26 protein-coding genes are annotated in these 26545 nt (G+C 59.4%); 12 read left to right on the top strand and 14 right to left on the bottom strand.

Features of this window, described 5'->3' with window-relative positions:
• Positions 1–46 precede the first annotated feature (46 nt).
• The 7 genes from AC5SEO_RS02325 to AC5SEO_RS02295 all read right to left on the bottom strand — a co-directional run bounded on the left by AC5SEO_RS02325 (position 47) and on the right by AC5SEO_RS02295 (position 8356).
• The gene (locus AC5SEO_RS02325) at positions 47–1642 is read right to left on the bottom strand and encodes an ABC transporter substrate-binding protein (RefSeq protein ID WP_174068858.1); all 1596 of its coding nucleotides are present in this window, start codon (positions 1640–1642) and stop codon (positions 47–49) included.
• 41 nt (positions 1643–1683) lie between these two features.
• Complete coding sequence (locus AC5SEO_RS02320) at positions 1684–2022, bottom strand: DUF3088 domain-containing protein (protein ID WP_174068954.1); 339 nt, start codon at positions 2020–2022, stop codon at positions 1684–1686.
• Between the two features lie 297 nt (positions 2023–2319).
• Positions 2320–3909: an ABC transporter substrate-binding protein gene (locus tag AC5SEO_RS02315; RefSeq protein WP_035199537.1), complete on the bottom strand. Its 1590-nt coding sequence runs from the start codon at positions 3907–3909 to the stop codon at positions 2320–2322.
• A 34-nt stretch (positions 3910–3943) separates the two neighbouring features.
• A complete protein-coding gene (locus tag AC5SEO_RS02310) occupies positions 3944–5143 on the bottom strand; it encodes an amidohydrolase (protein WP_174068859.1) in 1200 nt (399 codons plus the stop codon).
• Between the two features lie 93 nt (positions 5144–5236).
• On the bottom strand, positions 5237–6406 hold the full coding sequence (locus AC5SEO_RS02305) for an LLM class flavin-dependent oxidoreductase (RefSeq protein WP_174068860.1): 1170 nt from the start codon (positions 6404–6406) through the stop codon (positions 5237–5239).
• A complete protein-coding gene (locus tag AC5SEO_RS02300; protein WP_174068861.1) occupies positions 6397–7293 on the bottom strand; it encodes an NmrA family NAD(P)-binding protein in 897 nt (298 codons plus the stop codon). Before AC5SEO_RS02300 ends, AC5SEO_RS02305 begins: the two co-directional genes overlap by 10 nt.
• A 7-nt stretch (positions 7294–7300) precedes the next feature.
• Entirely contained in the window at positions 7301–8356 is a 1056-nt protein-coding gene (locus AC5SEO_RS02295; RefSeq protein WP_174068862.1) for an ABC transporter substrate-binding protein, read from the bottom strand.
• 359 nt (positions 8357–8715) lie between these two features.
• Here AC5SEO_RS02295 and AC5SEO_RS02290 point away from each other — a divergent pair, with 359 nt between their 5' ends.
• Positions 8716–10023: an NtaA/DmoA family FMN-dependent monooxygenase gene (locus AC5SEO_RS02290; protein ID WP_174068863.1), complete on the top strand. Its 1308-nt coding sequence runs from the start codon at positions 8716–8718 to the stop codon at positions 10021–10023.
• Between the two features lie 61 nt (positions 10024–10084).
• Here AC5SEO_RS02290 and AC5SEO_RS02285 read toward each other — a convergent pair whose 3' ends face one another.
• Entirely contained in the window at positions 10085–11113 is a 1029-nt protein-coding gene (locus AC5SEO_RS02285; protein ID WP_174068864.1) for an LLM class flavin-dependent oxidoreductase, read from the bottom strand.
• Between the two features lie 385 nt (positions 11114–11498).
• On the opposite strand from AC5SEO_RS02285, the gene AC5SEO_RS02280 reads away from it, so the two are divergent.
• The 3 genes from AC5SEO_RS02280 (at position 11499) to AC5SEO_RS02270 (ending at position 14958) form a co-directional block, all read left to right on the top strand.
• A complete protein-coding gene (locus AC5SEO_RS02280; RefSeq protein ID WP_080801404.1) occupies positions 11499–12647 on the top strand; it encodes a mandelate racemase family protein in 1149 nt (382 codons plus the stop codon).
• Between the two features lie 4 nt (positions 12648–12651).
• Positions 12652–13281, top strand: a complete 630-nt coding sequence (locus AC5SEO_RS02275; RefSeq protein WP_112155339.1) for an SGNH/GDSL hydrolase family protein — start codon at positions 12652–12654, stop codon at positions 13279–13281.
• A 78-nt stretch (positions 13282–13359) separates the two neighbouring features.
• Entirely contained in the window at positions 13360–14958 is a 1599-nt protein-coding gene (locus AC5SEO_RS02270) for an ABC transporter substrate-binding protein (RefSeq protein WP_003511152.1), read from the top strand.
• Between the two features lie 283 nt (positions 14959–15241).
• Here the strand turns inward: AC5SEO_RS02270 and AC5SEO_RS02265 are convergent, their stop codons facing one another.
• Genes AC5SEO_RS02265 through AC5SEO_RS02250 form a run of 4 tightly spaced genes read right to left on the bottom strand, consistent with a single transcriptional unit; the run spans position 15242 to position 18750 of the window.
• Positions 15242–16000, bottom strand: coding sequence for an ABC transporter ATP-binding protein (locus tag AC5SEO_RS02265; RefSeq protein WP_003511153.1), 759 nt, complete (start codon positions 15998–16000; stop codon positions 15242–15244).
• Complete coding sequence (locus AC5SEO_RS02260) at positions 16000–16836, bottom strand: ABC transporter ATP-binding protein (RefSeq protein WP_013761686.1); 837 nt, start codon at positions 16834–16836, stop codon at positions 16000–16002. The genes AC5SEO_RS02265 and AC5SEO_RS02260 overlap by 1 nt, the downstream gene beginning before the upstream one ends.
• A 4-nt stretch (positions 16837–16840) precedes the next feature.
• Positions 16841–17728 carry an ABC transporter permease gene (locus tag AC5SEO_RS02255; RefSeq protein ID WP_065662536.1) on the bottom strand — a complete coding sequence of 296 codons (888 nt, stop codon included), beginning with the start codon at positions 17726–17728 and terminating at the stop codon, positions 16841–16843.
• The gene (locus tag AC5SEO_RS02250; protein ID WP_495363709.1) at positions 17728–18750 is read right to left on the bottom strand and encodes an ABC transporter permease; all 1023 of its coding nucleotides are present in this window, start codon (positions 18748–18750) and stop codon (positions 17728–17730) included. The genes AC5SEO_RS02255 and AC5SEO_RS02250 overlap by 1 nt, the downstream gene beginning before the upstream one ends.
• Positions 18751–19081: 331 nt before the next feature.
• On the opposite strand from AC5SEO_RS02250, the gene AC5SEO_RS02245 reads away from it, so the two are divergent.
• Complete coding sequence (locus AC5SEO_RS02245) at positions 19082–19717, top strand: LysE family translocator (RefSeq protein ID WP_035200576.1); 636 nt, start codon at positions 19082–19084, stop codon at positions 19715–19717.
• Positions 19718–19744: 27 nt separating this feature from the next.
• Here the strand turns inward: AC5SEO_RS02245 and AC5SEO_RS02240 are convergent, their stop codons facing one another.
• Both AC5SEO_RS02240 and AC5SEO_RS02235 read right to left on the bottom strand, forming a co-directional pair.
• Positions 19745–20476 carry a FadR/GntR family transcriptional regulator gene (locus AC5SEO_RS02240; protein WP_003511162.1) on the bottom strand — a complete coding sequence of 244 codons (732 nt, stop codon included), beginning with the start codon at positions 20474–20476 and terminating at the stop codon, positions 19745–19747.
• Between the two features lie 121 nt (positions 20477–20597).
• A complete protein-coding gene (locus AC5SEO_RS02235; protein WP_113048875.1) occupies positions 20598–21584 on the bottom strand; it encodes a GlxA family transcriptional regulator in 987 nt (328 codons plus the stop codon).
• A 129-nt stretch (positions 21585–21713) separates the two neighbouring features.
• Here AC5SEO_RS02235 and AC5SEO_RS02230 point away from each other — a divergent pair, with 129 nt between their 5' ends.
• The 7 genes from AC5SEO_RS02230 (at position 21714) to AC5SEO_RS02200 (ending at position 26530) form a co-directional block, all read left to right on the top strand.
• Positions 21714–22541: an alpha/beta fold hydrolase gene (locus tag AC5SEO_RS02230; protein WP_112178398.1), complete on the top strand. Its 828-nt coding sequence runs from the start codon at positions 21714–21716 to the stop codon at positions 22539–22541.
• Between the two features lie 27 nt (positions 22542–22568).
• Positions 22569–23360 (top strand): SDR family NAD(P)-dependent oxidoreductase, encoded by a 792-nt coding sequence (locus AC5SEO_RS02225; RefSeq protein ID WP_003511167.1) that lies wholly within the window; start codon positions 22569–22571, stop codon positions 23358–23360.
• 13 nt (positions 23361–23373) lie between these two features.
• The gene (locus tag AC5SEO_RS02220; RefSeq protein WP_003511169.1) at positions 23374–23859 is read left to right on the top strand and encodes a hypothetical protein; all 486 of its coding nucleotides are present in this window, start codon (positions 23374–23376) and stop codon (positions 23857–23859) included.
• 193 nt (positions 23860–24052) lie between these two features.
• Positions 24053–25348 (top strand): bifunctional sulfur transferase/dioxygenase Blh, encoded by a 1296-nt coding sequence (gene blh, locus AC5SEO_RS02215; protein ID WP_174068865.1) that lies wholly within the window; start codon positions 24053–24055, stop codon positions 25346–25348.
• Entirely contained in the window at positions 25342–25695 is a 354-nt protein-coding gene (bigR, locus tag AC5SEO_RS02210) for a sulfite-sensing transcriptional repressor BigR (protein ID WP_065687817.1), read from the top strand. The genes blh and bigR overlap by 7 nt, the downstream gene beginning before the upstream one ends.
• Positions 25692–26099, top strand: a complete 408-nt coding sequence (locus AC5SEO_RS02205) for a YeeE/YedE family protein (RefSeq protein WP_003511172.1) — start codon at positions 25692–25694, stop codon at positions 26097–26099. Before bigR ends, AC5SEO_RS02205 begins: the two co-directional genes overlap by 4 nt.
• Positions 26096–26530 (top strand): DUF6691 family protein, encoded by a 435-nt coding sequence (locus AC5SEO_RS02200; protein ID WP_174068866.1) that lies wholly within the window; start codon positions 26096–26098, stop codon positions 26528–26530. Before AC5SEO_RS02205 ends, AC5SEO_RS02200 begins: the two co-directional genes overlap by 4 nt.
• Positions 26531–26545: the final 15 nt, after the last annotated feature.

The raw sequence follows: 26545 nt of genomic DNA, 5'->3' as shown, positions 1-26545 counted from the left end.
CCCTTTTCAACTTTGACGCGGCTTTAAACGAGAGGTGAGGATGCGCTTACGCCTCCTTCGTCACCCACGCTTTGGCGAGATTGCCGCTAAGACCCTCCGCCCCTGTCGCGTAATCCTTGATGCGGACGCTGCCGACGACCGGCTGGATTGGCGAAACGAGATTGATGACGGGAAGATCCTTGGCGACGACGGCCTGAAACTCCTTGAAGAAGGCTGCGCGCTTTTCGATATCCGGCTCCACCGCGGCCGCTTCCAGCAACCGGTCCGCTTCCGGATTGGCGTAGTGGCTGGCATTTGAGAATGGCAGGCCGATCTTGAAGTTCTTGCTCCAGTAGACACGCTGGACGCCGGCCGTCGGATCGAAGGTATTGGAGAGAGATTCGACTGAAAGATCCCAGGCCCGATCGGTATAAACGACCTTCACATAGGTGCCGAAATCGAATTTCTGGATATCCGCCTCGATGCCGATCTTGGAAAGCGCCTGCGCTATGAAATCCGAATAGGTCTGCGGGTTGAACGGGTTGGTGGTGACCCTGAGCTTGAAGCGCTTGCCGCCATCCTTGCGCGGAAAGCCCGCCTCATCCAGCAGCTTTTCCGCCAGCGCGACGTCGAATTTGGCAAAACCGATATCCGGATTGTGGAACTTCGCAAGGCCGGGGCTAATCGGCGTGGGCGATGGCACGGCATAACCGTATAGCACGGTATCGATCAACGCCGGAACGTCGATCGCGTGGGCAATGGCCTGCCTCACCTTCAATTCCTTGAGATATTCGTTCTCAAGATTGATGACGAGCTGGTTCTGCTGACCGGCATAGGCGTAGATGCGGTCATCCACCTTCAGCGTCGGAATGGATTTCAGCCGTTCCAGATCGGCAAGCGCCACCGGGTTCGGGCCAATGTCGCCCTCTCCGGTTTCCAGCGCCGCCGCGCGAGCGCCCGCATCATTGATGAGGCGAATGATGACGCGGTCGAGATAAGGACCTGACGCGTCCCAGTAGTCGGCATTCTTTTCCAGAAGAATATGGCTGCCCGGCACCCATTCCTTCAGGACGAAGGGGCCGCTGCCGATGATCTGGGCGGGTTTTGGATTGTCAGTCGGCTTGAAGGTCTCGAAGATGTGCTTTGGCACAACAGGCGATTCCGACGAGGCGAGCGCGGTTATCAATCCCGGCGCCGGCTTGGAAAGCTTCACCTTCGCGACCAGCGGATCGGAAGTATCGACGCTTTCAACATGCGAGAAAGTCGCCCGGCCGCGCGGATGGGCTTCCTTCAGCCGCAGGATCGAGAACTCCACATCTGCCGATGTCACCGGCTTGCCGTCATGGAACTTCGCATTCGGCTGCAGATGAAAGATATATTCCAGCCCGTCGGCGGAAACGCTCCATTCTTTGGCAAGGCTCGGCTTGGGCGAAAGTTCGTAATCGTACGTCAAAAGCCCGTCATAAATCTTCGATCCGATGAACTGCGGACCGCCCGCACTGGTATTGATTGCCACGAGCTGCGTCGGCTCGGGAAAATAGACGATCTTGAGCGTACCGCCCGAAACGGGCTCTTCAGCAGCAGCGAAAGAACCACCTGGAAGCGCCACGAAAGCGCCGGCGGCGAGTGCAATTTTATGAAACTGGCGTCTGGAAAAGGTCATGTCTATCTCCGATAAAAATCCGATGTGCGGGGTGCGGCATCTCAGTGCAGTTGCGGGAACCCGTGACGCTCGGCGAGGATTTGCAAAATGCGTTTCGTGTCCTGAATGAAGTGCGTGTCGCCTTTGGTCGTCGCATCGGCTGGTGCATCGCCGGTAAAGACGAACAGCGGCAACGACTGGTTTTCCTCACCCACGGCGGCGATGACCGCTTCGCGCGGACGCTGAAAACCGACCCGGTGGATATCGATCCCGGCGGCAAGGTCCGGAAAGGCGGCAAGCAGGCCTTCGATCTGGTTACAATGCGGGCAGACGAACCGGACACCGGGGTGCTTGGGGTCTTCAAAACCGGGGGCGATCAAAAAAAGCGTATCCTTGGCCATGGCATCCATCGTGTGCGGGTGAGATTTCATGGACACAGTGCAGGCAGAGAAATCAGAGGTCCAGAAAGCTATTCTTCCCGCAAAACGAAGAATTCCTTCGCCCTAAATTATTGAAGAAATTGATTTTTTTTAGAGTTCCGATAATTGGCATCACCGTTCCTGCCGGCCCGTTCCAAAGGCAATGTTTTTCCCGAAAACGCCGTTATCCCGCGATAGTGAAAAAAGGCCGGAGGGCCGTTTTCAGCAATAAAAAACCCGGCAATATTGCCGGGTTTTTTATTGCCATATGCAAAACGCTCACTCGTTCTTCCAGGCCGTCGACAGATCGCCATAGGCAATGTCGATGGTGGTGACGAGAGACTGCAGGCTGGTGTTGCGCAGAATGACGGTCGGCAGGGCGACGATAGAGAAATTCGGCAATTCGTCACCGGTGATTTTCTGGATATCGTGGAACTGCCCCGCCCGTTTCGTTTCATCCACTTCAATCGCAGCGGCGCGGAAAAGATCATCCACCCTGGGATTGTTGTAGTGGGCAGCATTGACGTATGGCGCGGGCTTCTTGATGCCATCGGACCAGTAGAGCCGCTGCACGCCCGCTGTCGGATCAAACAACCGGCTGATGCCGTTCACCGTCAGGTCAAAACCGCGCTCCGTATAGACGCGCTTGATGAAGGTGGCGAGATCGCCTTCGACGATATCCACCTTCACGCCGAGCTTGCCGAAGGACGAGCGTAGATATTCGGAGGTTTTGCGGAAAACGTCGGAGGGCAGGAAGGCCAGCCGCAGCGAAAAACGCGTGCCATCCGCACCCCTCGGATACCCCGCCTTGTCCAGCAGCTCGTTCGCTTTGGCCAGATCGAAGGGATAGGTAAAGGGCTTCTCGTCATTATAGGCGGTGAATACCGCCGGAATGTTCGAACCGGCGGGTTTCGCCGTGCCGAAAAAGATCGCGTCGTTGATGAAATTGCGGTCGATGGCATGTGCCAGCGCGTGCCGCACCTCCTTTTTCGCGAGGATCGGGTTCTCCAGATTGAACTCGAATACGGCGGCGTTATTGAGATAGGAGTCGGTATAGACCTCCACCGAAAGCTTGGGATTCTGCCGCAAACGCTCCAGATCGCTGTAGGAGACATCGGCGGTATAATCCGCCTCGCCCGTTTCCACCGAGATGGTGGTGGAGGCCGCGTCAGCGACGAACCGCGCCACGAAGCCATCGAGATAGGGAAGATCGGCCTGCCAGTAGTTCGGGTTCTTCCTGAGCTTCACATAGCTGCCGCGTTTCCATTCCTCAAACACAAAGGGGCCAGTGCCAACGGGCGCGTTGCCGTTCGGGCTCTCATTGTAGTTTTCCGAAGCATAGGCATGGGCCGGCAAAATGGGCGTTTCGCCACCGGTCAGCGCCCTCAGAAGATAAGGCGCAGGTTTGGAAAGCACCACTACCGCCGTCAGCGGATCGGGCGTTTCGATATCGGAAACATTGGCGAAAGTGATACGGCCGCGTGGGCCCACCTTCTTGAAGGCAAGCAGGGAAAATTTCACATCCTGTGCGGTGAAATCCTTGCCATCATGCCATTTGACACCCTTGCGCAGCTTGAAGGTGTAGCGCAGCCCGTCGGCGGAGGTTTCCCAGCTTTCGGCGAGAACCGGATGCGGCTTGAACTCGCTGTCGAAGCGCACCAACCCTTCCAGGATTTTGGTGGAAATCGCGCGCGTGCGCGTATTGGAATCGGAAAGCGGCACAAGCGTCGTCGGCTCACCGAGACCCGCAAGGGTAACAATACCGCCCTTTTTCGGCGTTTCCGCCGCCAGCACCGGCAGGGATGGCAGCAGCATGGCCGCACCTAGCGCAGCACTCAAAAGCAATGTCTTACGTCTTGTAATATCCATGGATGTTTCCTCTTGCAGGCTTGTTTTCAAATTTTCAGGCAGGCTTCAGCCGGGTTTCGACCAGCCGGGCAAACAAGGTGGCGCCGACCGGCAGGATGGCATCGTCGACAATGAAACCGGGATTATGGGCCGGCACGGTGCCGGAATGACCGAGGGTGAAAAACGCACCGGGCGCATGTTTCAGGAGATCAGCGAAATCCTCGCTGCCCATGAAGCGGCTGGGCTCGGTGGAAACGCGCTCGTCTCCGAGAACTTCGCGCGCCACCCCGGCCACAATCTCCACCGACGCGTCGTCATTGGTCAGAACCGAGAATATGTCGCGAATATCCACCTCGGCGGTGAGCCCATAAGCGGCGGCAATGTGATCGGAAATCGTGCGGATTCGGCCCCTTATGGTCTCGCGCACGCTGTCGGAGAAGGCCCGCACCGTGCCTGCAATCGAGGCCGTTTCGGGGATGACGTTATAGGCAGATCCCGCCTCGATACGGGTGATCGACAAGACGGCCGGATCGGTCGGCGGCACATTGCGGCTGACGATGGTCTGCAAGGCCTGGATGAGTTCACCCGTCGCCGGCACCGGATCACGCGAGAGATCCGGGTGAGCAGCATGCGCGCCCCTGCCCTTCAGCCGTATATCGAAGAAATCGGCGCCTGCCAGAATGGTGCCGGGCGAAACCTTCAGATGGTTGGGTGCTGCATGGGAGGAATTGTGCAACCCGTAAATTTCATCGACGGGGAAATCCTTGAACAACCCATCGGCGATCATGGCGCGTGCGCCACCCAGTCCTTCCTCGGCGGGCTGGAAAATGAAAATCACCGTGCCGGCAAAATCACGGGTTTCCGCCAGATAACGGGCGGTGCCAAGCAATATGGTGGTGTGCACATCATGCCCGCAGCCGTGGAACTTACCGGGATAGACCGATGCATAAGGCAGCCCTGTTTCTTCCGGCATCGGCAGGGCATCCATATCCGCCCTCAACCCGATTGAACGGTTGCCAGCATGACGGCCACGCAGCACGCCGACCACGCCGGTCTTGCCATAACCGCGATGCACCTCGATCCCCCAGGAGGTGAGCTTCTCGGCGACGATGCCAGAGGTGCGCACCTCTTCGAAACCGATTTCCGGATGCTGGTGTAGATCGTGGCGGATGGAGACGAGTTCGGGAACATAGGTCCCGATCCGGTCTATGACTTTCGGCGCGGGCGTTTTGACGGGATCGACGGCAATATTCACGGTATCTCCTCAGGGCAAAAAAGATCGTTCTCGCAATCTCTGTGATTGCGAAGTGCTAAGCTTCAGAACTGGAAATCTGAGGCGGGAGAGGCGTCAGAGCCTCAGGCCAGCCTCCTTCATCAAGGGCAGAATGCGCTCAGCGAAATATTCGAGATCTTCGCGGAAATCGTAGAAATTCAGCTGCACGCCATCGATGCCAGCCTTTTTCAAGCCGACAAGCTGCTCGACCACCTGCTCCGGCGAGCCGATGATTTCGATATTGCCGCCGAGATTGCGCCCCTGCTTGTGGCGCGCATCGCCGCGACCCCGCCAGGCATGGGCGTCGCTGTCGTAATTGTTGGTCGCAAAGGCACGGGTGCCGGGCTGCGGTTTTCCCGCCTCGATGGCGTCGGCATAGGCGATCGCTTGCCTCTCCGTATCGCGGCTGACGATGATCGGATTGATGAGCGTCTTCACCTGACGGCCATAGGCCCTGGCGCGGTTCTTGATGGTGGCGATATGCTCGGGAAGCGTTTCCAGCGCGCTGTCGATATGCGCGCCGCCGGGCGAGGTAACGAAAACCAGATCGGAATGGCGGGCAGCGAAATCGATACCGGCCGGCGAGCCGGTCGCCGTCACCAGCGGCGGGCGGCCAAAGGCGGGCTTTGGCGTTATCCAGCCGTTGTTGATGGCCCAGGGGTTAAGCTTGCCCTCGTAGGAGAAGTTTTCGGTTTCTCCCCACAGGCGATGAAGCACATCGAACAACTCGCCCGCCATGTCGTAACGCTTGTCATGGTCGATCCGCTGCCAGCCGAACATTTCATGCTCTATGGCGCGATGGCCGGTGACGATGTTGATGCCCCATCGTCCCCTGGCGATATGATCCAGCGTCGCGCCATATTTGGCGAGATGAAGCGGATGCAGGGGACCGTAAAGCACATGGATGGTGGAGATTAGAAGAATACTCTTCGTGACCGCCGCCATGGCGCCGAGTGCGATGAAACTGTCGAGCGAGGATTCGCCGTCATAACCGCCCTTGGGCAGCCATTGCGTGCGGCTGAAGGCGATTTCGAAACCAAGCTCCTCCGCGCGCTTCACCAGCTCCGCGTTGTAATCGAAGGTCCAGCTATTGCTGGTTGGCAGGCTGGAGAAGTTGATGTCCTGCAGATTGAGGAACAGCCCCAGCATCAGTGGCTGCTTCACCGCGCGGCTGAGCGGGCTGTCTTCGAAATCAGTGGGGCTTTTCAGTTCGGGACCTTCAGGCAGTGAAACAGTCAGCGCCATGTCTTTTCTCCCTCGGAATGATTACCCTGCGGGGTGGTCGCTGCCAGCCGGGCGCGCAAATAGGCCTCCACGCTGCGGGGCTGCCGACCGGTAATCCGCTCGATGTTGTCGTTGACGGAGGCCGCGAGGCCCTCGCGGATGAGTTGGCCGAATTCACCAATCGCCGTCTGTTCGAACGCTCCGATATCCGGCAGAAAAACGGAAGCGGAATGATGCGATATCCCAACGGGCCGATGCAGGATACGGGCCGCGATGCGGGCGATTTCCAGTGCCGTCAAGGCTTCACCGCCGGTTAGCACCAAGGCGCCGGAAACAGACGTGCTCGCAGTCAAGGCGTGAACCGCCACATCGGCTATATCGTCGGCATCAATGAAGGAAACTGCCGCATCGCCGAAACGGGTGGGCACATCCTCCCCCTGGCGTAGTGCTGCGACGACGGGTTCCAGCGCCACCTGCATCCAGGCATTCGGCCGCAGCACCGTATGTGCAATGCCGCTCCCGGCCAGATGTTTTTCGACCTCGGCATGGGCGGCACCCGAGACGGAGCGTGCGGCATTGGCGATGGTCCAGTCGGAACCGGATATTTTCACGATCCGCGATACGCTGGCGGAGAGAGCGGCATCGATGACCGCGTTCTGGTCCGCCGCCAGCGTTTCACCGATTGGGGAAAGGAGGAACACCGTGTCTGTTGCGCGTGAGGCCTCTTTCAGGCTGGCGGGATCGGAGAAATTACCCTCCGAAATATCCACCCTGTCGCCCCAAAGCTTGAGCGCGTCCTCACCCCGGCGGGTCAGCACCCTAACCTTCGCCTCTTTCTGCAACAGGCGGCTGACGATGCGTTGGCCGAGCTTGCCGGTCGCACCCGTTACAAGAATGGTTGCTGTCATGACGCCCTCACTTCGCCGCAGCCTGTTGCAGTAAAGAAAGGGCGCGCGGATCGGCCCAGTCGTTCACATCGAAATCGGCAGGGATGAATTTCCATTCCAGCAGGAAATCCTTGAAGTGGTTGAGCGCATCCAGCTCCGCCGGATCGAGATCGAGCCTCAGGTTACGGTACACATCCGCCCCGTTGGCGGCGATAACCGCTTCCTCGCTGACACCGATCTCGCGGGCGATGAAACGCACCGCTTCCGCCGGATTGTCATTCGCCCAGCCGGCAACCCGCTGTACCGCGGCCACGAGGTCGGCGACGAGATCGGGCCTCTCATCGGCAAAGGTAGCATCCACGGTCAAAGGACGTGGCGTGCCGTTATTGATGCGGATTTTCGGATCGGGGTGAAACCCGGTCGACACGACGACGTGCGCGCCAATGAGATTGGCGACGGTGACGCCCTCCGCCCCTTTGACAAAAAACGCATCGATCTTTCCGCGATGCAATGCCGCGATCTCCTCCCCATAGGGCAGCCGTCGGCGCAGGCCATGGAACCTGTCGTCAGCCGGTCCGAGCAGCACCGGCTCGGTTGCGGTGAGATCGACCAGCTCGACCTCCGCCACGGAAAGGCCGGAAACGGTCAGTGCCGACACGATGCCCTTGAGCGATGTGGCGCGCTGGAAGTCGATGGTTTCGTTCGGTCGTTTCGGCAGCCCGATGCGCCGGCCCTTCAGCTCGCCGCCCTTTGTTATACCACTGGCTGGCAGCGCTATGACCGCCTGAAACTCGTCGGTCCTGGTCAACCCGACAAGACGCGTCTGGCGTCCGCCGGATTTTGCCCAGATAGGCGGAATATTACCGCCCTGACGGAATGACCAGTCCAGACGGTGATCGAAATGGCTCTGGCGAATGGCCGGATCCGCCGCATCGCGAATGGAAGAAACAGTAATGCCGTGGCCGGCGAAACTCTCCTCGATCCAGCCAAGCTGCGCCGCGATGGAAAGCGGCGTTGGCGCCGGGCAGCGCGTGTACCAGACGGTTTCAGGGTGGGTTATCTGGCGAAGGGCCGCATCAGCCATGGCGTTCGTCCTCTCAATTGCGATCTCTACGACACGCTACACGCCATAAAATATTTTCTATAGATAACGTGTACTATTTGAGAGGCCATTGAGGAAATTCGTTTCCATATCATCATGGCTTCGTGCTTCCGGTAAAAAATCCTTTCGGAAACGGCGTCATTCTCGCGCGATACTTCGTCGGAGAGCGGCACTCGATGTGAGCCTGTCCTTGGGAGCGCCGGCCATGTCTGGGAAGTTTTTCTTCTCCTGACAGCAAGGATTTTTAACTCGCGACCGGAACCCCGGCTGTTACGCTTCCCCGCAATTGTGCCGGACCCGCAAGCCGGCAATCCAACAGACCTGAAAGAAAAAGTGGCAGCATGAGCACGAACAAACGCCGGCTCAATCTCAATGTCGGCATCAATACCACCGGATACCTCGCCAATGCCTGGAAATACAGGAGCGGAGACCGGCACGATATCAACGATATCGGCTATTACCGGCGACTGACGGAACTGGCTCACAAAGGCCGGTTCGACGCCGTTTTCCTTTCGGATCACCCGGCATTGCTGACCGACCCGACAAGCCGGCCGTTTCACACCATCGATCCGCTCATCCTTTCCACATCGCTTGCCGCACAGGTGCCGGACATCGGATTCGTGGCGACGGTGTCCTCCACCTATAACTCGCCCTATAATTTTGCGAGACGAACGCAATCCATCGATATCGTCACGGGCGGTCGGTTGATCGTCAACATCGTCTCCTCCTTCAATCCGAACGTCGCCGCCAATTTCGGCAACGACCCGCTGCCGCCGCGCAATGAGCGATATGCCAAGGCCACGGAATTTCTCGATGTCGCGAAAAAGCTCTGGTCGAGCTGGGATCCGCGCCGCGAAGGCGAGATACCGGAAGACCGCTTCTGGGATGCGGCGACGGCCGAGACCATCGATCACGAGGGGCAATATTTTCATGTCAAAGGCCCGCTCAACGTCCCTCGTGGACCGCAGGGGCACCCCGTCATCGCCCAGGCGGGCGCTTCCGAGGGCGGCATCGATCTGGCGGCACGTCATGGCGAGATCATCTATTGCAACATATTGTCCCGTCCCGCCGGCCAGGCCTTTGGCAAAAAGGTCCGTGACCGCGCAGTGTCTTTCGGCCGCGATCCCTCCGGCATCCGCATCGTTCCCGGCCTGGTCGTCATTCTCGGCGAGACGCGCGAGGAAGCGCTGCGCAAACACGAACTCTACAGCGGAACCGGCTCGGAAGACGGTCTTCTGGCACGCTTCGCCAAGGAAAACGGTATCGATCCCCGCGATTTCGATCCCGATGCGAAACTGGATGGCGAGCGCTTCATTCCCGACCAGAACCGCCAATGGGCAGTAGGCATGGGGCTTGGCCTTTCCGAACTGCTGACCCATGAAAAGCTCACCGCCCGCGAGGCCGTGCGGCGCTCGGAGGGGCATCACCGGCTGCTGCTCGGCACAGCGGAAGAGGTGGCGGACGGTATCATCGATCTCTGGCAGGACGGAACGGTTGACGGCTACACATTGCAGCCGCCCCGTGCCCCTGACGATATCGCCGAATTCGTCGAACAAGTCGTGCCGGTGCTGCAAGACCGCGGCGTTTATCCGCGCGAATACGAAGGCACGACCATACGCGAGAGATACGACCTGCCTCAACCAAACTGACGCTGTTCGTCTCGTTCGCCATTCCCACGCTCGGCGCAGGAATGGCGACGTTGTGAACGCGCTATTGAGCTGTTGCCACTTTCAAAACCGGCCTTTCGCCGGAAAGCTGCAGCAGCACAGAGGCGAAATCCGTCACGATCTGGCGATAATCTTCCGGCTGGAATTCATAGGGCAGTTCCAGACGGAATTCCGAGACATGCGGCAAAACGGGATCGCGCGACAGCTTCTCCAGAATTTCATCCGTCGTCCCGACAATATCAGGCAGAAAAAGCGTGCGGCGCGCACCATGCGGCGTATGCGTGCGCTTGTCGCGCTCAGCCGCAAACTCCGCATAACGGCGGCGTGTCGCCGGGCTGGCACTGTCCGTCGGTAAAATCACGCGGCCAAGGGCGACGCGCGGCTGGCGCTCATGCGCCCATTCCTGCCGGAATCGGGCAACGAGGGCCGCCTGCGCCGTCAGAAAATCATCGGTATTTTCACCGCTGACGATATTGCCGGTCAGCAGATTGAATCCCGCCTTCCCCGCCCAGCGAGCGGAATTCTGCGATCCGCCGCCATACCACAGCCGGTCGGTCAACCCCTTGGCGAAGGGCCGAAGGCGCGGCACCTGCGCGCCCGCTGCATTGCCCGCCTCCGTTTCGCTGGACAGCGGTTCTGATCTCAAGGCCCTGGCGAGCGTCTCGGCACGAGCATGGCTGTAATCCACATCGGGCGCCGTATCGACATAATCCGAAATCAGATGGGCGAAGGGCGGCGCGCCGACAGAGACGCCGACATTCAACCGTCCGTGTGACAGCACATCCACGGTGGCAAGATCTTCCGCCAGCCTGAAAGGGTTTTCATAACCCAGTTGAATGACGGCGGTGCCGAGGCCAATCCGCTTGGTGCGCTGCGACGCCGCCGCGAGAAAGGTGGCGGCCGAGGATACGCCGCGTTCCAGATGGCGCTGGCGGACCCAGGCGCTATCATAACCCAGCGCCTCGCCGGCTTCGAAAAGCTGCAGAGTTTCCTCCAGCCCCTGCGCAGGATCATCATCGTGATAGTTGCCGGGAACCAGAAAAGCAAAATGCGTGATATGGGAAATAGGCATGGTGTGCATCCGGGAATGTTTGTTGAGGCATGATGAAGCTCAGACAGCGCAGGTGCGGCCATCATCCTGTACCGCGCATACCCAAGCAGAATGCACGATGACCGGCATCGCTGGCGCGGCATGGTCTTTTATAGTCCCGGCGATTTTTGAAAGATCGTTGCGCGATTCAGTAGTCTACTAAAATTATAGATTAATCCTCAAGGAGCGGTCGCTTTGTCCCCTCTACATCCTTGTAAATACGCCGACGTATCGAGCGCCGCGCGAATGCCCTTGATTTTCCTCCCCAACATGTAATACAGATTATCATACATGTTGACAAATAATGCATACATGTATGACATTGCAGCCACCACGAACGCTGCGATACCTGCATGAGGGAGGAATTATGATCATCACCGACGTCGAGGTCCGTGTTTTCCGCACGACGACCCGTCGGCACTCGGACAGTGCCGGTCACGCACATCCGGGTCCGGCGCATCAGGTGGAACAGGCCATGCTGACCATCCGCACGGAAGACGGGCAAGAAGGCCATTCCTTCACAGCGCCGGAAATCGTTCGCCCGCATGTCATCGAAAAATTCGTCAAGAAGGTGCTGATCGGCGAGGATCATCGCGACCGGGAACGCCTTTGGCAGGACCTTGCTCACTGGCAACGCGGCTCGGCGGCGCAGCTGACGGACCGCACGCTGGCGGTGGTGGACTGCGCGCTCTGGGACCTTGCCGGTCGCAGCCTCGGACAACCTGTATACAAGTTGATCGGTGGTTATCGCGACAAGGTGCTCGCCTATGGCTCGATCATGTGCGGGGACGAGCTGGAAGGCGGCCTAGCAACGCCTGAAGACTACGGCCGGTTTGCCGAAACGCTGGTGAAGCGCGGTTACAAGGGCATCAAGCTTCACACCTGGATGCCGCCCGTCAGCTGGGCGCCGGATGTGAAGATGGACCTCAAGGCCTGCGCGGCCGTGCGCGAGGCGGTCGGGCCCGATATCCGCCTGATGATCGACGCCTTTCACTGGTATTCCCGCACCGATGCGCTGGCATTGGGACGTGGCCTTGAAAAGCTCGGCTTCGACTGGATCGAGGAGCCGATGGATGAGCAGTCGCTCTCCTCCTACAAGTGGCTCGCCGACAATCTCGATATTCCCGTCGTCGGCCCGGAAAGTGCAGCTGGCAAGCACTGGCACCGCGCAGAATGGATCAAGGCCGGAGCCTGCGATATTCTTCGCACCGGCGTCAACGATGTAGGCGGCATCACGCCGGCGCTCAAGACCATGCATCTGGCCGAAGCCTTCGGTATGGAATGCGAGGTGCATGGCAATACGGCCATGAACCTGCATGTGGTCGCCGCCACCAAGAATTGCCGCTGGTACGAGCGTGGCCTCCTGCATCCCTTCCTCGAATATGATGACGGCCACGACTATCTGAAGTCTTTGTCCGACCCGATGGACCGCGATGGGTTCGTTCACGTTCCCGACCGGCCGGGCCTTGGCGAGGATATCGATTTCGATTTCATCGACAACAACCGGGTGAGATAAGGCTATGAAAACCGTGCTCGCCTTTGGAGACAGCCTCACCTGGGGCGCAGACCCGGCAACGGGTCTCCGCCACCGGCCTGAGCATCGCTGGCCGGAGGTGCTGGAGGCAGAGCTTTCCGGAATGGCGAAGGTTCATGCCGAAGGGCTAGGCGGGCGCACCACCTGTTATGACGACCATGCCGGCCCGGCCTGCCGCAATGGCGCGCGAGCTCTTGAAGTCGCGCTTTCGTGCCACATGCCGCTTGATCTCGTCATCGTCATGCTCGGCACCAACGACATCAAGCCGGTGCATGGCGGTCGCGCGGAAGCCGCCGTTTCGGGCATGCGGCGGCTGGCGCAAATCGTCGAGACCTTCATCTACAAGCCGCGAGATGCAGTGCCTAAGCTTCTGATCGTCGCGCCACCGCCCTGCGTCGCAGGCCCCGCTGGAGAACCGGCGGGCGGCCGCGATATCGGACAATCACTACGGCTTGCGCCGCTCTATCACAAACTCGCCGCCGAACTTGGGCATCACTTCTTTGATGCCGGATCGGTCGCCAGCGCCTCGCCAGTGGATGGCGTGCATCTGGAAGCGCTGGCAACGGCCGCAATCGGCCGGGCGCTCGCCGCTCCGGTCAGAGACATTCTTGGCTGATCACACGAAGCCTGTGGAGGAACAGGCGCGCGGATCGAAACGTGGAAGGCCGTATGAACCGGCCATATGGGAGGAAAAATGAGACATTTTCTTGCAACCGCAGCCCTCGGTGCACTGCTGATCGGCGCCGTGCCGCTCAGCGTCTTTGCCGAAACGCCGAAGGACCAGCTCATCGTCGCCACGACCATGAGCAATATCCTGACCCTTGATCCAGCCGCCATTACCGGCCGCGAGACGGTGCAGGTTCTGAATAATATCTACGACACGCTGGTCGTGCTTTCGCCCAAAGATCGCAGCGTCCAGCCCCGCCTTGCCGAACGTTGGGAAATCGGCGAGGACCGGAAATCGATCCGCTTCCACCTGCGCGCCGACGCCAAGTTCGCGTCCGGTAACGCCGTGACGGCAAAGGACGTGGCTTGGAGCCTGAAACGTCTGCTCGCCCGCAATCTGGCGCAATCGTCTTTCCTCAAAACGCGCGGCTTCAAGCTGGAGGATGCCGACAAGCTTTTCGTCGCCGAAAACGACCAGACCTTCGTGCTTAATATTCCGAAGCCTGATGATCCCAACCTGCTGCTGATGATCCTTGCACAGAATGGGCCCGGCTCGATCATCGACAGCCAGACGGCGCTTGCAAACGAAAAGGACGGCGATCTCGGTGGCGCGTGGCTGACGCTCAATTCGGCGGGCTCCGGCCCGTTCAAGCTAACCCAGTGGAAATCCAACGAATATATCATTCTCACCCGCAACGACGATTACTGGGGTGAAAAAGCCAAGATGAAGCGCGTCCTGATGCGCCATCTGCCGGAATCGCAATCGCAGCGGCTGATGCTGGAAAAGGGCGATATTGATGTCGCCTATTCCCTGCAGGCGCCGGACCTGAAGTCGCTCGAAGCCGACAAGACCATCGCCATCGAATCCACACCCGGCTCCGGTTTTTATTACCTCAGCGTTTCGATGAAAGACGAGCGCTTTGCGAACAAGAAAGTGCGCGAAGCCCTGCGTTACCTGATCGACTACGACGGTCTCGACAAGGCGGTCATGCCCTATTACGGCAAGCTGCATCAGCGCTCTCTCAGCACCGGTGTGATGGGCGCGCTGCCGGATCAGGGCTACAAGCTCGACATCGCAAAAGCCAAGGCGCTTCTGGCTGAAGCCGGTTATCCAAACGGTTTCAAGACGACGTTGCGCGTGCTCTCGGAAGACCCCTTCATGAAAGCGGCAACGGCAATCCAGAACACACTGGCCCAGGCCGGCATCCAGGCCGAACTTATCAGCGGTTCCGGCGACCAGATTTACGGCGCCATGCGCGAGCGCAACTTCGAACTGCTTCTCGGCCGCGGCGGCGGCGGTCAGCAGCCGCATCCGGACAACAACCTGCGCTCCATCGCCTATAATCCGAACAATGCGGACGACGCCAAGCTCACCAACTATCAGAGCTGGCGCACGAGCTTCTTCGATGAAAAGCTGAACAAGATGATCGAGGAAGCCCTTGTCGAGCGCGACGTGGCGAAACAGACGAAGCTCTACGAGGACCTTCAGGCCTATATGGACGAGATCGTCATGTCCATTCAGCCATTCTCCGAAGTCGTCGACACCGCCGCTTTCCGCAGCGACATCAAGGGTATGATCGTCAGCCCCTGGCTCTCGCGCTTTGAAGAGGTGAGCAAGGAGCGGTGATCGGCTGCCATATCTGCGAGTAGGAGAAGGCGCGGCTAACCCCGCGCCTTTTTGCTGTAATGAAGCTCCATTCACCCAATGTGTTAGGCGCAAGCGAAGCCTCCGCACTCTGTCACGCCGGACGAGATCCGGGGTCTTGTGTGAGCAGCCTAAGCGCAGTTGGCGGCCCGCCCTCCCGCCGTAGCCATCCAAAAAAAATTGCCCGGCACTGAAGGCCGGGCAAGGAAGGAGGATTTTATTATTCGTGATGCCCCGGAGGAGGACGATCACGCTTTGGGAGGTGTCATGCGCCTTCATATTCCAGCGAGGCGCCGATCAGTTCGCGCGCATAGGGATGTGTCGCGCCATTGCCGGCGATTGCCTCACGCGGCAGGATTTCGGTGATTTCGCCGCGCAGCATCACAGCGAAGCGGTCGCACATGTGGTCGACCACGGCGAGATCGTGCGTCACCATGATATAGGTGAAGCCGCGCTCTTCGCGCAGGCGCTGCAACAGGTTGAGGATTTCGGCCTGCACCGAAACATCGAGCGCCGAGGTCGGCTCGTCGAGCAGAAGCAGAGACGGTTCAAGGATCAGCGCACGCGCAATCGCCACGCGCTGCCGCTGGCCGCCGGAAAGCTGATGCGGGAAGCGGTCCAGGAACGACACGGGCAGACCGACATCCGTAATTACCTTGCGCATGCGCTCTTCACGATCGCCCAGTTTATGGATGGCAAGCGATTCTCCGAGAACGGTGCGCACCGACTGGCGCGGATGCAGCGAACCATAGGGATCCTGAAACACCATCTGCAACGTGCGGCATCGCTCGATCAGCGGCATGTCGCGAACCGACTTTCCATTGATGAGGATTTCGCCGCTCCAGAAATCATTCAGCATCGACACGCAGCGCAACACTGTTGATTTGCCCGAACCGCTTTCACCGACCAGACCGAAACACTCACCCGGCTCGACGCGAAAGGACACCGAAGGCAGCACTTTCAGCGCCGTGTGGCCGCTGCCGAAGGTGATGGAGAGATCGCGGGTTTCAACGGAAACGGCCATTATACTTTCTCCTCCAGCCATTCAGGGCGGCGATCCAGCACCGCAAGTGGCGCACGCGTGCCGCCAATCCGCGGCTGCGCCGCGAGCAGGCCGCGCGTGTAGGGGTGCTGCGCTTGATCGAGGTCGCGCGCGGCAAGCGTTTCCACCACCCGGCCAGCATACATGATGAGTACCCGGTCGCAGAAATTGCGCACGAGATTGAGGTCGTGGCTGATCATGATGAGACCGATGCCTCTATCCCGAACGAGGCCATCGAGAATATTCAGAACCTGCAGCCGCACCGTCACATCCAGCGCGGAGGTCGGCTCGTCGGCAATGACCAGATCAGGATCGGCAAGCAGCATCATCGCAATCATGACGCGCTGGCCCATGCCACCGGAAATCTCGTGCGGATATTGCTCGTAGACGCGCGCGGCGTCGCGGATTTTGACCGCATCGAGCATGGCGAGCGCCTTTTCCCGGGCTTCCGATTTCGACGCCTTGAAATGGCGCAGATAGGTCTCCGTCACCTGATCGCCGACACGGCGGATGGGATTGAGAGAGAATTTTGGATCCTGAAGGATCATCGACATGCGCCGTCCGCGAACCTTCAGCATCTCCTTCTCACTGAGCGACAGAAGATCGAGGCCATCAAAATCAAGCTTGTCGGCCGTTATCGTCGCCGATGGCAGGAGGCGCAGCAAAGCCCGGCCGACGGTGGACTTGCCCGATCCGCTTTCGCCGACAATGCCGAGACGCTCCCGGCCAAGGGTAAAGGAGATGCCGCGCACGGCCTCGGTGGGCGAACCGCCATAACGGATGCGAAGATTTTCGACGTCGAGGATTGGTTTTTCCATGGCCCTATTTCCGGTTCATCTGCTTCGGATCGAGCGCATCCCGCAGGCCGTCACCCAGAAGGTTGAAGGCAAGGCTGACGGAAAGGATCGCAACGCCGGGGAAAGTGACGAGCCACCAGCTGTCGAGCATGTAACGGCGACCGGTCGCGATCATCGCGCCCCATTCAGGCAGGGGCGGCTGCGCGCCAAGGCCTAGGAAGCCGAGGCCTGCGGCGGTCAGAATGACGGTCGCCATATTCAGCGTCAGACGGATCAGGACCGAAGGCAGGCACATTGGCATGATCGATTTTATGATGATGCGCAGCGGCGAAGCACCCTGAAGCCTTGCGGCGGCAATGTAGTCCGCCTTGCGGAATGTCATCGCTTCGGCGCGTGCGAGCCGCGCGATCGGCGGCCATGAGGTGAGCGCGATCGCGATGATCGCATTGTTGAGGCTGGGTCCGAGCGCGGCCACGAAGGCGAGCGACAGGATGAGGCTCGGGAACGACAGGAAAATATCCGTGATGCGCATCATCACCGTATCGAACTTGCCGCCGAGATAACCGGAGGCCGTGCCGACCAGCAGACCGACCGGACCGACGATGATCGACACCAGCGTGATGATGGTGAGAGTGATGCGCGCGCCCCACAGAAGGCGACTGTAAATATCGCGTCCAAGCTCGTCCGTGCCGAAGAAATGGCCGTTACCAGGCGGCTGCAGCGTCTTGGCGAGATCCTGCACGTAAGGATCATGCGTCGCAAGCCAGGGCGCGAAAATCGCCGCGATGACGAGAAGCAGCAATATCACCAGGCCGAAGGCCGATGTCGGGCTTTTCAGCAGGAAGACAATGATGTTCTTCAGCGCGTTCAATGGCACGGGAAGACGCAAGGAAGTTTCTGCACGAGCCGTCATCAGCGGGTCCTCGGATCGAAAAAGCGGTAGAGAATGTCGGACAGGAGATTGAGCCCGATGAAGATGACGCCGACGATAAGTACGCAGGTCATCACGGCATTCATGTCGCCGATGATAAGATTGCTGGTGAGATATTGGCCGAAGCCCGGCCAGGCGAAGACGGTCTCGATAAGGACAGCGCCTTCCAGCAGTGAGCCGTAAGCAAGGGCAATGATGGTGACGAGCTGCACGCGGATATTGCCGAAAGCATGCAACCACACCGTCTGGCGTTGCGACAGGCCTTTGACGCGCGCGGTCGTCACATATTCCTGCCCCAGCTGGTCGAGCATGAAGCTGCGCGTCATGCGGGTGATATAGGCCGACGATGAATAACCAAGCAGAGCGGCGGGCAGGATGAGGTGATTGATGGCCGACCAGAAGACTTCCATATCGCCCGCCAGCAGGCTGTCGATGAGCAGGAAGCCCGTTCGTTCCTCCACGAGACCGATATAGAACTGGTCCATGCGGCCACCGCCGCCGACAAGCCCGAGATGAGCGTAAAAAACGATCAGCGCAATCATACCGGTCCAGAAAATCGGCATGGAATGGCCGAACAGGCTGAGCACCCGGACCAAATGGTCCTGCCAGCGGTCTTTCTTGACGGCGGCATAAACCCCCATGGGAATCCCGAGGCCGGCACCGATCAGGATCGCGAAGGTCGCGAGCTCCATCGTCGCCGGCATGACGCGTATGATATCCTGGATGACGGGCTGGCCCGTGCGGATCGAGGTTCCGAAATCGCCGGTGAACACATCGCCGAGATAATAGATGAATTGTTGCCAGAGCGGACGGTCGAAACCGAGCGCATGGTAAACCTGCTCATAGGTTTCGCGGGTCGCGTCCTCGCCGACGATGGCCCGCACCGGATCAGCGGGCATCAGGCGGCCGATGAAAAAGGTCAGCAGCAGCAATCCGAGCAGCGTGACCGGAATACTTCCGATCTGGCCGGACAGGCCATACAGCGAAAGGCGTCTTTTTGGCATGGTTCCTCCCTTGCCAGAAGTCGATTGCACAAAATAACAAAGGCGCAATCCTGTCTGACAACTATTCGCAAGTTGTCACAGGTGTGGAGAGCTGTCAAGCATATGCCGATAAAATTGGTCCTGCGCCAGGCCTGGAAGATGACTGAAGCAGGCAACAACGCTGCCTTTCAAGACCGAGATTTCATCCGAAAACCAGCGGTTCTTTGCTTTGCCGGAGAAAGGAATCACACATATTGCCGCGATGACAAAAGCCTGTATTCTTCGCTTCGAACTGCCTGTGGAGATGCCGGTCCGGCACCGGCATATCTCCTGCTTCAAGGGGGAGGAAGAGATGGCGGAAATGACACTTCTGGCATTTGCGATAGTTGCCTTTATCGGTATTGCCACACCTGGCCCGACGGTTTTGCTGGCGCTTGCGAATGGCTCGCGTTTCGGGGTCCGCCGTGCCTTGACCGGCATGGCTGGTGCGGTGCTGTCAGATTTCGTCCTGATCGGCGCGGTTGCACTGGGATTGGGAGCATTGCTCGCCGCCTCGGAGTTCTGGTTCGGCGTCGTCAAATGGGTCGGCGTTTGTTATCTCGCCTTCCTGGGCGTCATGCTTTTGCGCTCCAGAGGCTCGCTCGATGGCGCTCTTCAATCGGCAGACACTTCCGGGGCCACTTCCGCCCGCTCGATTTTCCTCAAAAGCTTCCTTGTGGCCGTGACCAACCCCAAGGGATATCTGTTCTTTTCGGCTTTCCTGCCGCAATTCATCGATCCGGCAGCACCGCAGATTCAGCAATATGCAGTGCTTGCGCTGGTTTTTGCCGGCATCGATTTCATCGTCATGTTCGGATATGCCCTGCTGGGCTCGCAGGCCGTCAGACTGTTGCGGAAGTCAGGGGCGTTATGGCTCGACCGCATTTGCGGCGGCGCACTTTTGACGCTTGCCGCCTCTCTGGCTTTCTACCGACGGGCGAGCGCTTAACCTGCTGAGAAAGCTGAAATTTCCTAGTTATTCAGCGGCTGTACGGGAGCGCAAAAGCACCTTGTAGCGCTCAAGACTACCGCGCAGATGCGCCGCCATATATTGGCGGGCAGCATCGGCATCGCCTTCGATGATGGCGTCAACGATCTTCGCATGCTCCTCCTGGAGATGAAGATTGTAGTCCTTCGGACGGGAACCGGGCGCCGCCCCCTGTAATTCGCCACGCGGGATGATGCCGGAGCGGATGAGTTGAAGAAACTCGGGGAATCGCCTGTTCTGCGTCGCCTGTGCAATGGCCAGATGGAACTCGAAATCGGCATCCCGCGTCGGCAACCCGGCGGCGAGACAGTCGCCAACGCGCCGATGCGCATCGACAATCGACTCCACCTGCACGGCGGAACGGCGCGATGCCGCAAGCCCGGCGGACTCAACTTCGAAGACGGTGCGCAATTCCAGCAGTTCGATTACCGAGGAGATCCGCCCCACGGCGAGATCATTGAAAGGCACTTCCTTGGCCGGCTTCACCTCAATGGCAAAAACGCCCGCTCCCTTGCGGGCCTCTACGAGACCATCCGCGCGCAGAATGGCGATGGCCTCCCGCACCACGGTGCGGCTGACGGAATATTCGCGTGTCAGCGCGCTCTCACTCGGTAGACGGTCGCCGGGACGGAACACGCCTTCAGACAAATCCCGCCGCAATGCGGAGCTGATTTTCGCCGCGAGCGATATTCCCGGCTTCGTGCTGCTCTCAACGTCCATTCCGGCCCACCTGTTTTAAACTTGTCTGGCATGTTAGCAAACACCCGCCACATTGCAAGGGCCGCGCTTCTCGCACCAACCTCGTTGCGAAGCGGCAATGTCGCAACAGCGGGATTTGCCCTCAGGCGGCCACCATGGCCGAACCGCTGGAAAAGCGGTTTCTGTACTCGCCCGGCGAGAGGCCGAGAATACGGTGAAATACACGACGGAAGGCAGCGGCATCCTCGTATCCCACCGACCAGGCGATCTGGTCTACCGAACGACGGGTGAATTCCAGCAGTTCCCGCGCCTTGCCGACACGAAGATGCTGGACATATTCGATAGGCTTCATACCGGTGGCGGCCTTGAAGCGGCGAAGGAAGGTTCGCTCCTCCAGCCCGGCATGTGCGGCCATATCGGAGACACTGGTCGCCCTCCCCGCGCGCGCCTGCAGCCAGTGCTGCACCTTCAGGATCGGCTCGTCGCCATGCGTCAACCGCGGCGCAAAACTGCTGTAATGTCGTTGCTCCCGACCGGAGGGGTCGATCAGCAGGAATTTACCGGTCTCGATCATCACCGAAGGCCCAAGCAGCCGGTCAACAATGCGCAGACCAAGATCGGTCCATGCCATCAGCCCACCCGCCGTGATGATATCGCCGTCTTCGATGACGATCTTGTCTATCTCCAGGCGGATATCGGGAAAGCGCTCGCGAAACCGTTCCGCAAACAGCCAGTGGGTAGTGGCCGGGCGGCCGGCCAAAAGACCTGTCGCAGCGACGATGAAGGAACCTCCGCAACTGGCGGCCAGCGTCGCGCCCTGCGCATGCCGGTCCAGCAGCCAGCGGGCATAGGGCGCAGCCTCATCGATTTCGGCTGGCCCGGTCAGCCGGCCGGGTACGACGAAGATATCGGGATGCCCCGCCCTGCCCGGCTCGGTGTCATGACAACGGGAAAACTCACCGCCCTCACCCATGCTCCAGTGGCTGACGCGCAGTTTCGGCCCACCACGATCCTCTGAGAAGACCGACGCGATGGCAAAAAGATCGGTGATGCCGTGCACCATGGCGACCTGACAGTCCCGGTAGAGAACCAGACCGACTTCCAGCGCACTTCCCGCAACACCCGCCATGCCCCACATCCCCGTTTTGTCAGTTTCGGCTCGTTTTCTGTCAGAAGCGCCAATCCAGCCCCGGCTGTCTCCAGAGTATCTCTATTCCCACAGGACGCAAGCAAACCACCCGCAACAGGAGAGAGAGCCATGACAACGATAGTCACCAGAGACGGAACGCACATCTTCTTCAAGGACTGGGGTTCGAAAGACGGCCAGCCCATCATCTTTTCCCACGGCTGGCCGCTCAGTGCCGATGCATGGGACGCGCAGATGGTATTCTTTGCCAATAACGGTTTCCGCACCATTGCCCATGATCGCCGCAGCCACGGCCGCTCCGACCAGGTCTGGCACAACAACACCATGGATCAATATGCTGACGATCTGGCCGAGCTGATCGAACAGCTCGATCTTCACGACATCATTCTCGTCGGCCACTCCACCGGCGGCGGCGAGGTAACGCGCTATATCGGCCGCCATGGTACGGCCCGCGTCGCCAGGATCGCCCTCATCGGCGCAGTACCGCCGCTGATGCTGAAGACGGAAAGCAATGCCATCGGCCTGCCGATCGATGTTTTCGACGGCATCCGCAAGGGTACCTACGACAATCGCAGCCAGTTCTTCAGGGATCTGACCATTCCTTTCTACGGCTATAACCGTGAAGGTGCTGTGATTTCTGAAGGTATCCGCGACGAGTTCTGGCGGCAGGGCATGATGGGCGGCCTCAAGGGCCAGCTCGACAGCATCCGCGCCTTTTCGGAAAGCGATTTCCATCAGGACCTGAAGGCTTTCGACAAGCCAACGCTCGTACTGCACGGCGACGACGACCAGATCGTGCCGATCGGCGCTTCGGCGCTCTCCACGGTCAAGATCGTCAAACATGCGACCCTCAAGGTCTATAAGGGCGCCGACCATGGACTGACACAGACCCATCAGGACCGGTTCAACGCCGACCTTCTTGCTTTCATCAACGCCTGAAACCATCAGACAAAGGAAACACGGGACATGACACAGAATACGTTTCTCATCACCGGGGCGTCCGATGGCATTGGCGCTGTTTATGCCGAGCGCCTGGCAAAACGCGGCCACGATCTTATCCTCGTGGCGCGACGCGCCGAAAAGCTGAAGGCGCTGGCCGAGCGGCTGGAAAAGGATCACCAGATCGCTGTCGAGGTTCTGGCAGCAGACCTTTCACGGGCGGAAGACCTCGAAAGGGTAGAGGCACGGCTGCGCGAGGACCGGCGGATCACCGGTCTCGTCAACAATGCCGGTATTGCCGGAGACGGCGCTATCACGGAACTGGACCCGGCCCATGTCACGACGATGATCAATCTCAATATCCTTGCCGTCACCCGGCTTGCAGCGGCGATCGCACCGCGTCTTGCAGCAGATGGAAAGGGCACGATCATCAATATCACCTCGGTCACGGCCTTGATGCCGGCGGCATTTACCGCCGTTTATCCGGCGACCAAAGCCTTTGTGCTTGCCTTCACCGAGGCGCTGCACGCGCAGCTTTCCCCTTCCGGCGTTCGGGTTCAGGGTGTCCTGCCGGGCATCACCCGCACGGCCATCTGGGAAGAGGAACGTCTCGACGCCATTCCCGCCGCCATGGTCATGGATGCCCACGAGATGGTGGATGCAGCCCTGGCCGGTCTTGATCTGGGCGAGACGCTGACCATTCCTTCCCTGCCGGATACGGCAGACCTTGAAAATTTCCTTGCGGCCCGCGCTGCATTGAGGCCCAATCTATCGCATGCACATGCCGCCAGCCGGTATGGTGCAACCCAAACTGAATAGAGGGAGACGCATCATGATCCTCGGACTGACCATTCCCCAATTCACGACATTGCACGTTGCCTTGAGCCTCATAGGCATCGTAACCGGATTGATCGCCCTGCCCGCTTATGCGGCAGGGCGATGGATGCCGCGCATGATGGCGCTGTTTCTCGTCACCACGCTGGCCACAACGCTCACCGGCTTTCTGTTTCCAATCGGCAACTTCACACCGGCACTCGGCGTCGGCATCATCTCGACCATCATTCTGGCGGTCGCGCTGGTCGCGCTTTACGGATACGGTCTCAATGGCAGGGCGCGAACTGTTTATTCGATCACCGCCACGATGGGCCTTTATCTAAATATGTTCGTGCTGATCGTTCAGTCCTTTCTCAAGGTCGAGGCACTGAACGCACTGGCTCCGAACGGCAACGAACCACCATTCCTTGTCGCTCAACTCGCCCTGCTTGTTGCGGCAATCTGTCTTGGCTGGAAAGCGACGCGCCGCAAGCTTTTAGCCTGAAGCCAGCCCCCGCCCACACTCACCTGCGGGCTTCCCGGAAAAGCACACTTGCTCGATCCCCTTCGGGCAAGCTTGTGATTTCGTCGCGAACTCAGGAAATCGCCACCTCTGAAATTTTCTCTTCCGTCTGTTGTCGCCGAACAATATACATTATATGATAACGTATATTAATTTAGAACAACAGGAGAAACCGATGAGTGCCGTGAGGATCAACGAACGTCTGACGGTCGCAGGCCAGCCGGATATCTCCGACTTTTCATCGCTTTCCGATCAGGGCTACAAAAGCATCATCAATGCCCGGCCGGATGGCGAAGAGCCCGGCCAGCCGGGCAATGAATATGAAAAAAGCGCCGCCAATGCTGCGGGTCTTGCCTACAGTTTCATTCCGGTCAATGGCCCGACTATTACCGAAGCCGATATTCGTGCCTTTCAGCAGACGATGACCGAGGCAAAAGGCCCCGTATTTGCCCATTGCAAGGGTGGAGCGCGAGCGCTGACCCTCTATGTGCTTGGCGAAGCGCTGGACGGGCGCATGAAACAAAGCGAGATCGCGACTTTCGGCCAACAGCATGGTTTCGATCTTTCCGGCGCCGTCCGCTGGCTGGAGCGGCAGGCTGCGGCAAAGCCGCACGTCAAGGCTTTCTTCGATCCGAGCACATCGAGCGTGCAATATGTCGTTTCCGACCCCGCAACCCGGCGCTGCGCCATCATCGATCCGGTCTACGATTTCGACGAGAAATCGGGGGCGACCGGCACGGTGAATGCCGATGCCATTCTGGCCTATGTCAAGGAGCAAGGCCTGGCGGTGGAATGGGTTCTGGACACGCATCCGCATGCCGACCATTTTTCCGCCGCCCACTATCTCAGCCAAAGAACCGGCGCGAAAACGGCAATCGGCGCCAAGGTCACCGGTGTGCAGCGGCTGTGGCAGGAGAAATATAACTGGCCCGATCTTGAAACAGACGGCTCGCAATGGGACCGGCTGTTTGAAGCGGGAGACCGGTTCAACATCGGCTCGCTGGAAGCTCGCGTGCTGTTTTCACCCGGACATACGCTTGCCTCCGTAACCTACGTGGTGGGCGACGCCGCATTCGTGCATGACACTCTTTTCATGCCTGATTCCGGCACGGCGCGCGCCGATTTTCCAGGCGGCAGCGCCAGAGAGCTCTGGGCATCCATTCAGGACATCCTCGCCCTCCCCGACGAAACGCGGCTTTTCACCGGCCACGACTATCAACCCGGTGGCCGCGCGCCCAAATGGGAAAGCACTGTTGGAGAACAGAAACGCGGCAATCCGCATCTGGTTGGCATGACAGAGGAAGGCTTTATTCAGCTGCGCGAGGCGCGGGATCGCACCTTGCCGATGCCGAAGCTCATTCTGCACGCCTTGCAGGTGAATATCCGTGGCGGCCGCCTGCCGGAGCCGGAGGCCAATGGCAAACGTTATCTGAAATTCCCGCTCGACGTGCTGGAGGGCAGCACATGGTAAAGGAAAACATGCGGAAACAGATACCTGATATCACCGAAATCCCGCTTGTCGAGATGGAGGAACGCGCAGTCGAGGTCGCCATACTCTTGAAGACGCTTGCCCATCCCGCGCGGCTGATGCTCGCCTGCACGCTGGCGCAGGGGGAGTTTTCCGTTGGCGAGCTGGAAGCCAAGCTGGATATCCGCCAGCCTACACTTTCCCAGCAGCTTGGGGTTTTGCGTGAGGCGGGCGTTGTTGAAACGCGGCGCGAGGCCAAACAGATCTTCTACCGGTTAACCGAGGAAAAAGCGGCGCAGCTGATCGAGGCTCTCTATACCATCTTCTGTGCGCCGGAGGAAAACCCGTGACAGCCTATTGGCCCTCTCTATTCGGCGGTATGCTGCTCGGCCTCGCGAGTATTCTTCTGTTTCTCTTTAACGGCCGCATCGCCGGTATCAGCGGCATCCTGGGCAATGTACTCGGCAAGGAACGGCGCTTGACGGATGTGGCTTTCGTCGCAGGTTTGCTCACAGGCCCCTATCTTTACGCCGCCGCATTCGGCCGCTTTCCCGCGCTCACCATATCTGCACCCTGGCCGCTGATCGTCATTGCTGGGCTGCTGGTGGGGTTCGGTACGCGCATGGGATCCGGCTGCACATCCGGCCATGGCATCATGGGTCTTGCACGATTTTCCCGGCGCTCCATCACCGCCACTGCCATCTTCCTGATCACCGGTATCCTTGCCGCGACGATAACCGGAGCGCTGTCATGAAAAATCAGGTCATGGCGCGTTTCGTGGTGGCACTTGCGGCCGGGGCACTGTTCGGATTTGGCCTCTCCCTGTCCGGCATGATCGATCCTGCCCGCGTTTCAGGCTTTCTCGACGTGGCGAGCGGCCATTGTGATCCGAGCCTGATGTTCGTTCTCGGCGGTGCGGTTTTGGTCGCCGTGCCGGGCGTTCTGTTGTGCCGTTTCCTTGCCAAACCAGTTCTCAGTGCGGAATTTCACCTTGCCGCCAAAACTCGGGTCGACGCGCCGTTGGTTGTGGGCTCGGCTATTTTCGGCGCAGGCTGGGGGTTTGCCGGTTTCTGCCCCGGCCCGGCGATATCGGCGCTTGCTCTCGGCCTAATGCCGGTCATTCTCCTCGTTTGCGCCATGATCGCCGGCATGCTCGTTCACGACCGAATCTACGCCAAACGGTAGGCATTTCCGCCTTGC

This window comes from Agrobacterium sp. K11 (assembly GCF_059429395.1).
This window is presented reverse-complemented; position numbering and strand designations above follow the sequence as displayed.

Coding starts and splice junctions, on each gene's coding strand:
- AC5SEO_RS02305 (WP_174068860.1), bottom strand. CDS start 6,406: ATGGCGCTGACTGTTTCACTGCCTGAAGGTCCCGAACTGAAAAGCCCC.
- AC5SEO_RS02235 (WP_113048875.1), bottom strand. CDS start 21,584: ATGGCGGGTGTTGCGGGAAGTGCGCTGGAAGTCGGTCTGGTTCTCTAC.
- AC5SEO_RS02295 (WP_174068862.1), bottom strand. CDS start 8,356: ATGGCTGATGCGGCCCTTCGCCAGATAACCCACCCTGAAACCGTCTGG.
- AC5SEO_RS02200 (WP_174068866.1), top strand. CDS start 26,096: ATGAAAAATCAGGTCATGGCGCGTTTCGTGGTGGCACTTGCGGCCGGG.
- AC5SEO_RS02275 (WP_112155339.1), top strand. CDS start 12,652: ATGAAAACCGTGCTCGCCTTTGGAGACAGCCTCACCTGGGGCGCAGAC.
- AC5SEO_RS02300 (WP_174068861.1), bottom strand. CDS start 7,293: ATGACAGCAACCATTCTTGTAACGGGTGCGACCGGCAAGCTCGGCCAA.
- AC5SEO_RS02290 (WP_174068863.1), top strand. CDS start 8,716: ATGAGCACGAACAAACGCCGGCTCAATCTCAATGTCGGCATCAATACC.
- bigR (WP_065687817.1), top strand. CDS start 25,342: ATGGTAAAGGAAAACATGCGGAAACAGATACCTGATATCACCGAAATC.
- AC5SEO_RS02265 (WP_003511153.1), bottom strand. CDS start 16,000: ATGGCCGTTTCCGTTGAAACCCGCGATCTCTCCATCACCTTCGGCAGC.
- AC5SEO_RS02260 (WP_013761686.1), bottom strand. CDS start 16,836: ATGGAAAAACCAATCCTCGACGTCGAAAATCTTCGCATCCGTTATGGC.
- blh (WP_174068865.1), top strand. CDS start 24,053: ATGAGTGCCGTGAGGATCAACGAACGTCTGACGGTCGCAGGCCAGCCG.
- AC5SEO_RS02220 (WP_003511169.1), top strand. CDS start 23,374: ATGATCCTCGGACTGACCATTCCCCAATTCACGACATTGCACGTTGCC.
- AC5SEO_RS02270 (WP_003511152.1), top strand. CDS start 13,360: ATGAGACATTTTCTTGCAACCGCAGCCCTCGGTGCACTGCTGATCGGC.
- AC5SEO_RS02245 (WP_035200576.1), top strand. CDS start 19,082: ATGGCGGAAATGACACTTCTGGCATTTGCGATAGTTGCCTTTATCGGT.
- AC5SEO_RS02315 (WP_035199537.1), bottom strand. CDS start 3,909: ATGGATATTACAAGACGTAAGACATTGCTTTTGAGTGCTGCGCTAGGT.
- AC5SEO_RS02225 (WP_003511167.1), top strand. CDS start 22,569: ATGACACAGAATACGTTTCTCATCACCGGGGCGTCCGATGGCATTGGC.
- AC5SEO_RS02320 (WP_174068954.1), bottom strand. CDS start 2,022: ATGGCCAAGGATACGCTTTTTTTGATCGCCCCCGGTTTTGAAGACCCC.
- AC5SEO_RS02285 (WP_174068864.1), bottom strand. CDS start 11,113: ATGCCTATTTCCCATATCACGCATTTTGCTTTTCTGGTTCCCGGCAAC.
- AC5SEO_RS02250 (WP_495363709.1), bottom strand. CDS start 18,750: ATGCCAAAAAGACGCCTTTCGCTGTATGGCCTGTCCGGCCAGATCGGA.
- AC5SEO_RS02230 (WP_112178398.1), top strand. CDS start 21,714: ATGACAACGATAGTCACCAGAGACGGAACGCACATCTTCTTCAAGGAC.
- AC5SEO_RS02325 (WP_174068858.1), bottom strand. CDS start 1,642: ATGACCTTTTCCAGACGCCAGTTTCATAAAATTGCACTCGCCGCCGGC.
- AC5SEO_RS02240 (WP_003511162.1), bottom strand. CDS start 20,476: ATGGACGTTGAGAGCAGCACGAAGCCGGGAATATCGCTCGCGGCGAAA.
- AC5SEO_RS02255 (WP_065662536.1), bottom strand. CDS start 17,728: ATGACGGCTCGTGCAGAAACTTCCTTGCGTCTTCCCGTGCCATTGAAC.
- AC5SEO_RS02280 (WP_080801404.1), top strand. CDS start 11,499: ATGATCATCACCGACGTCGAGGTCCGTGTTTTCCGCACGACGACCCGT.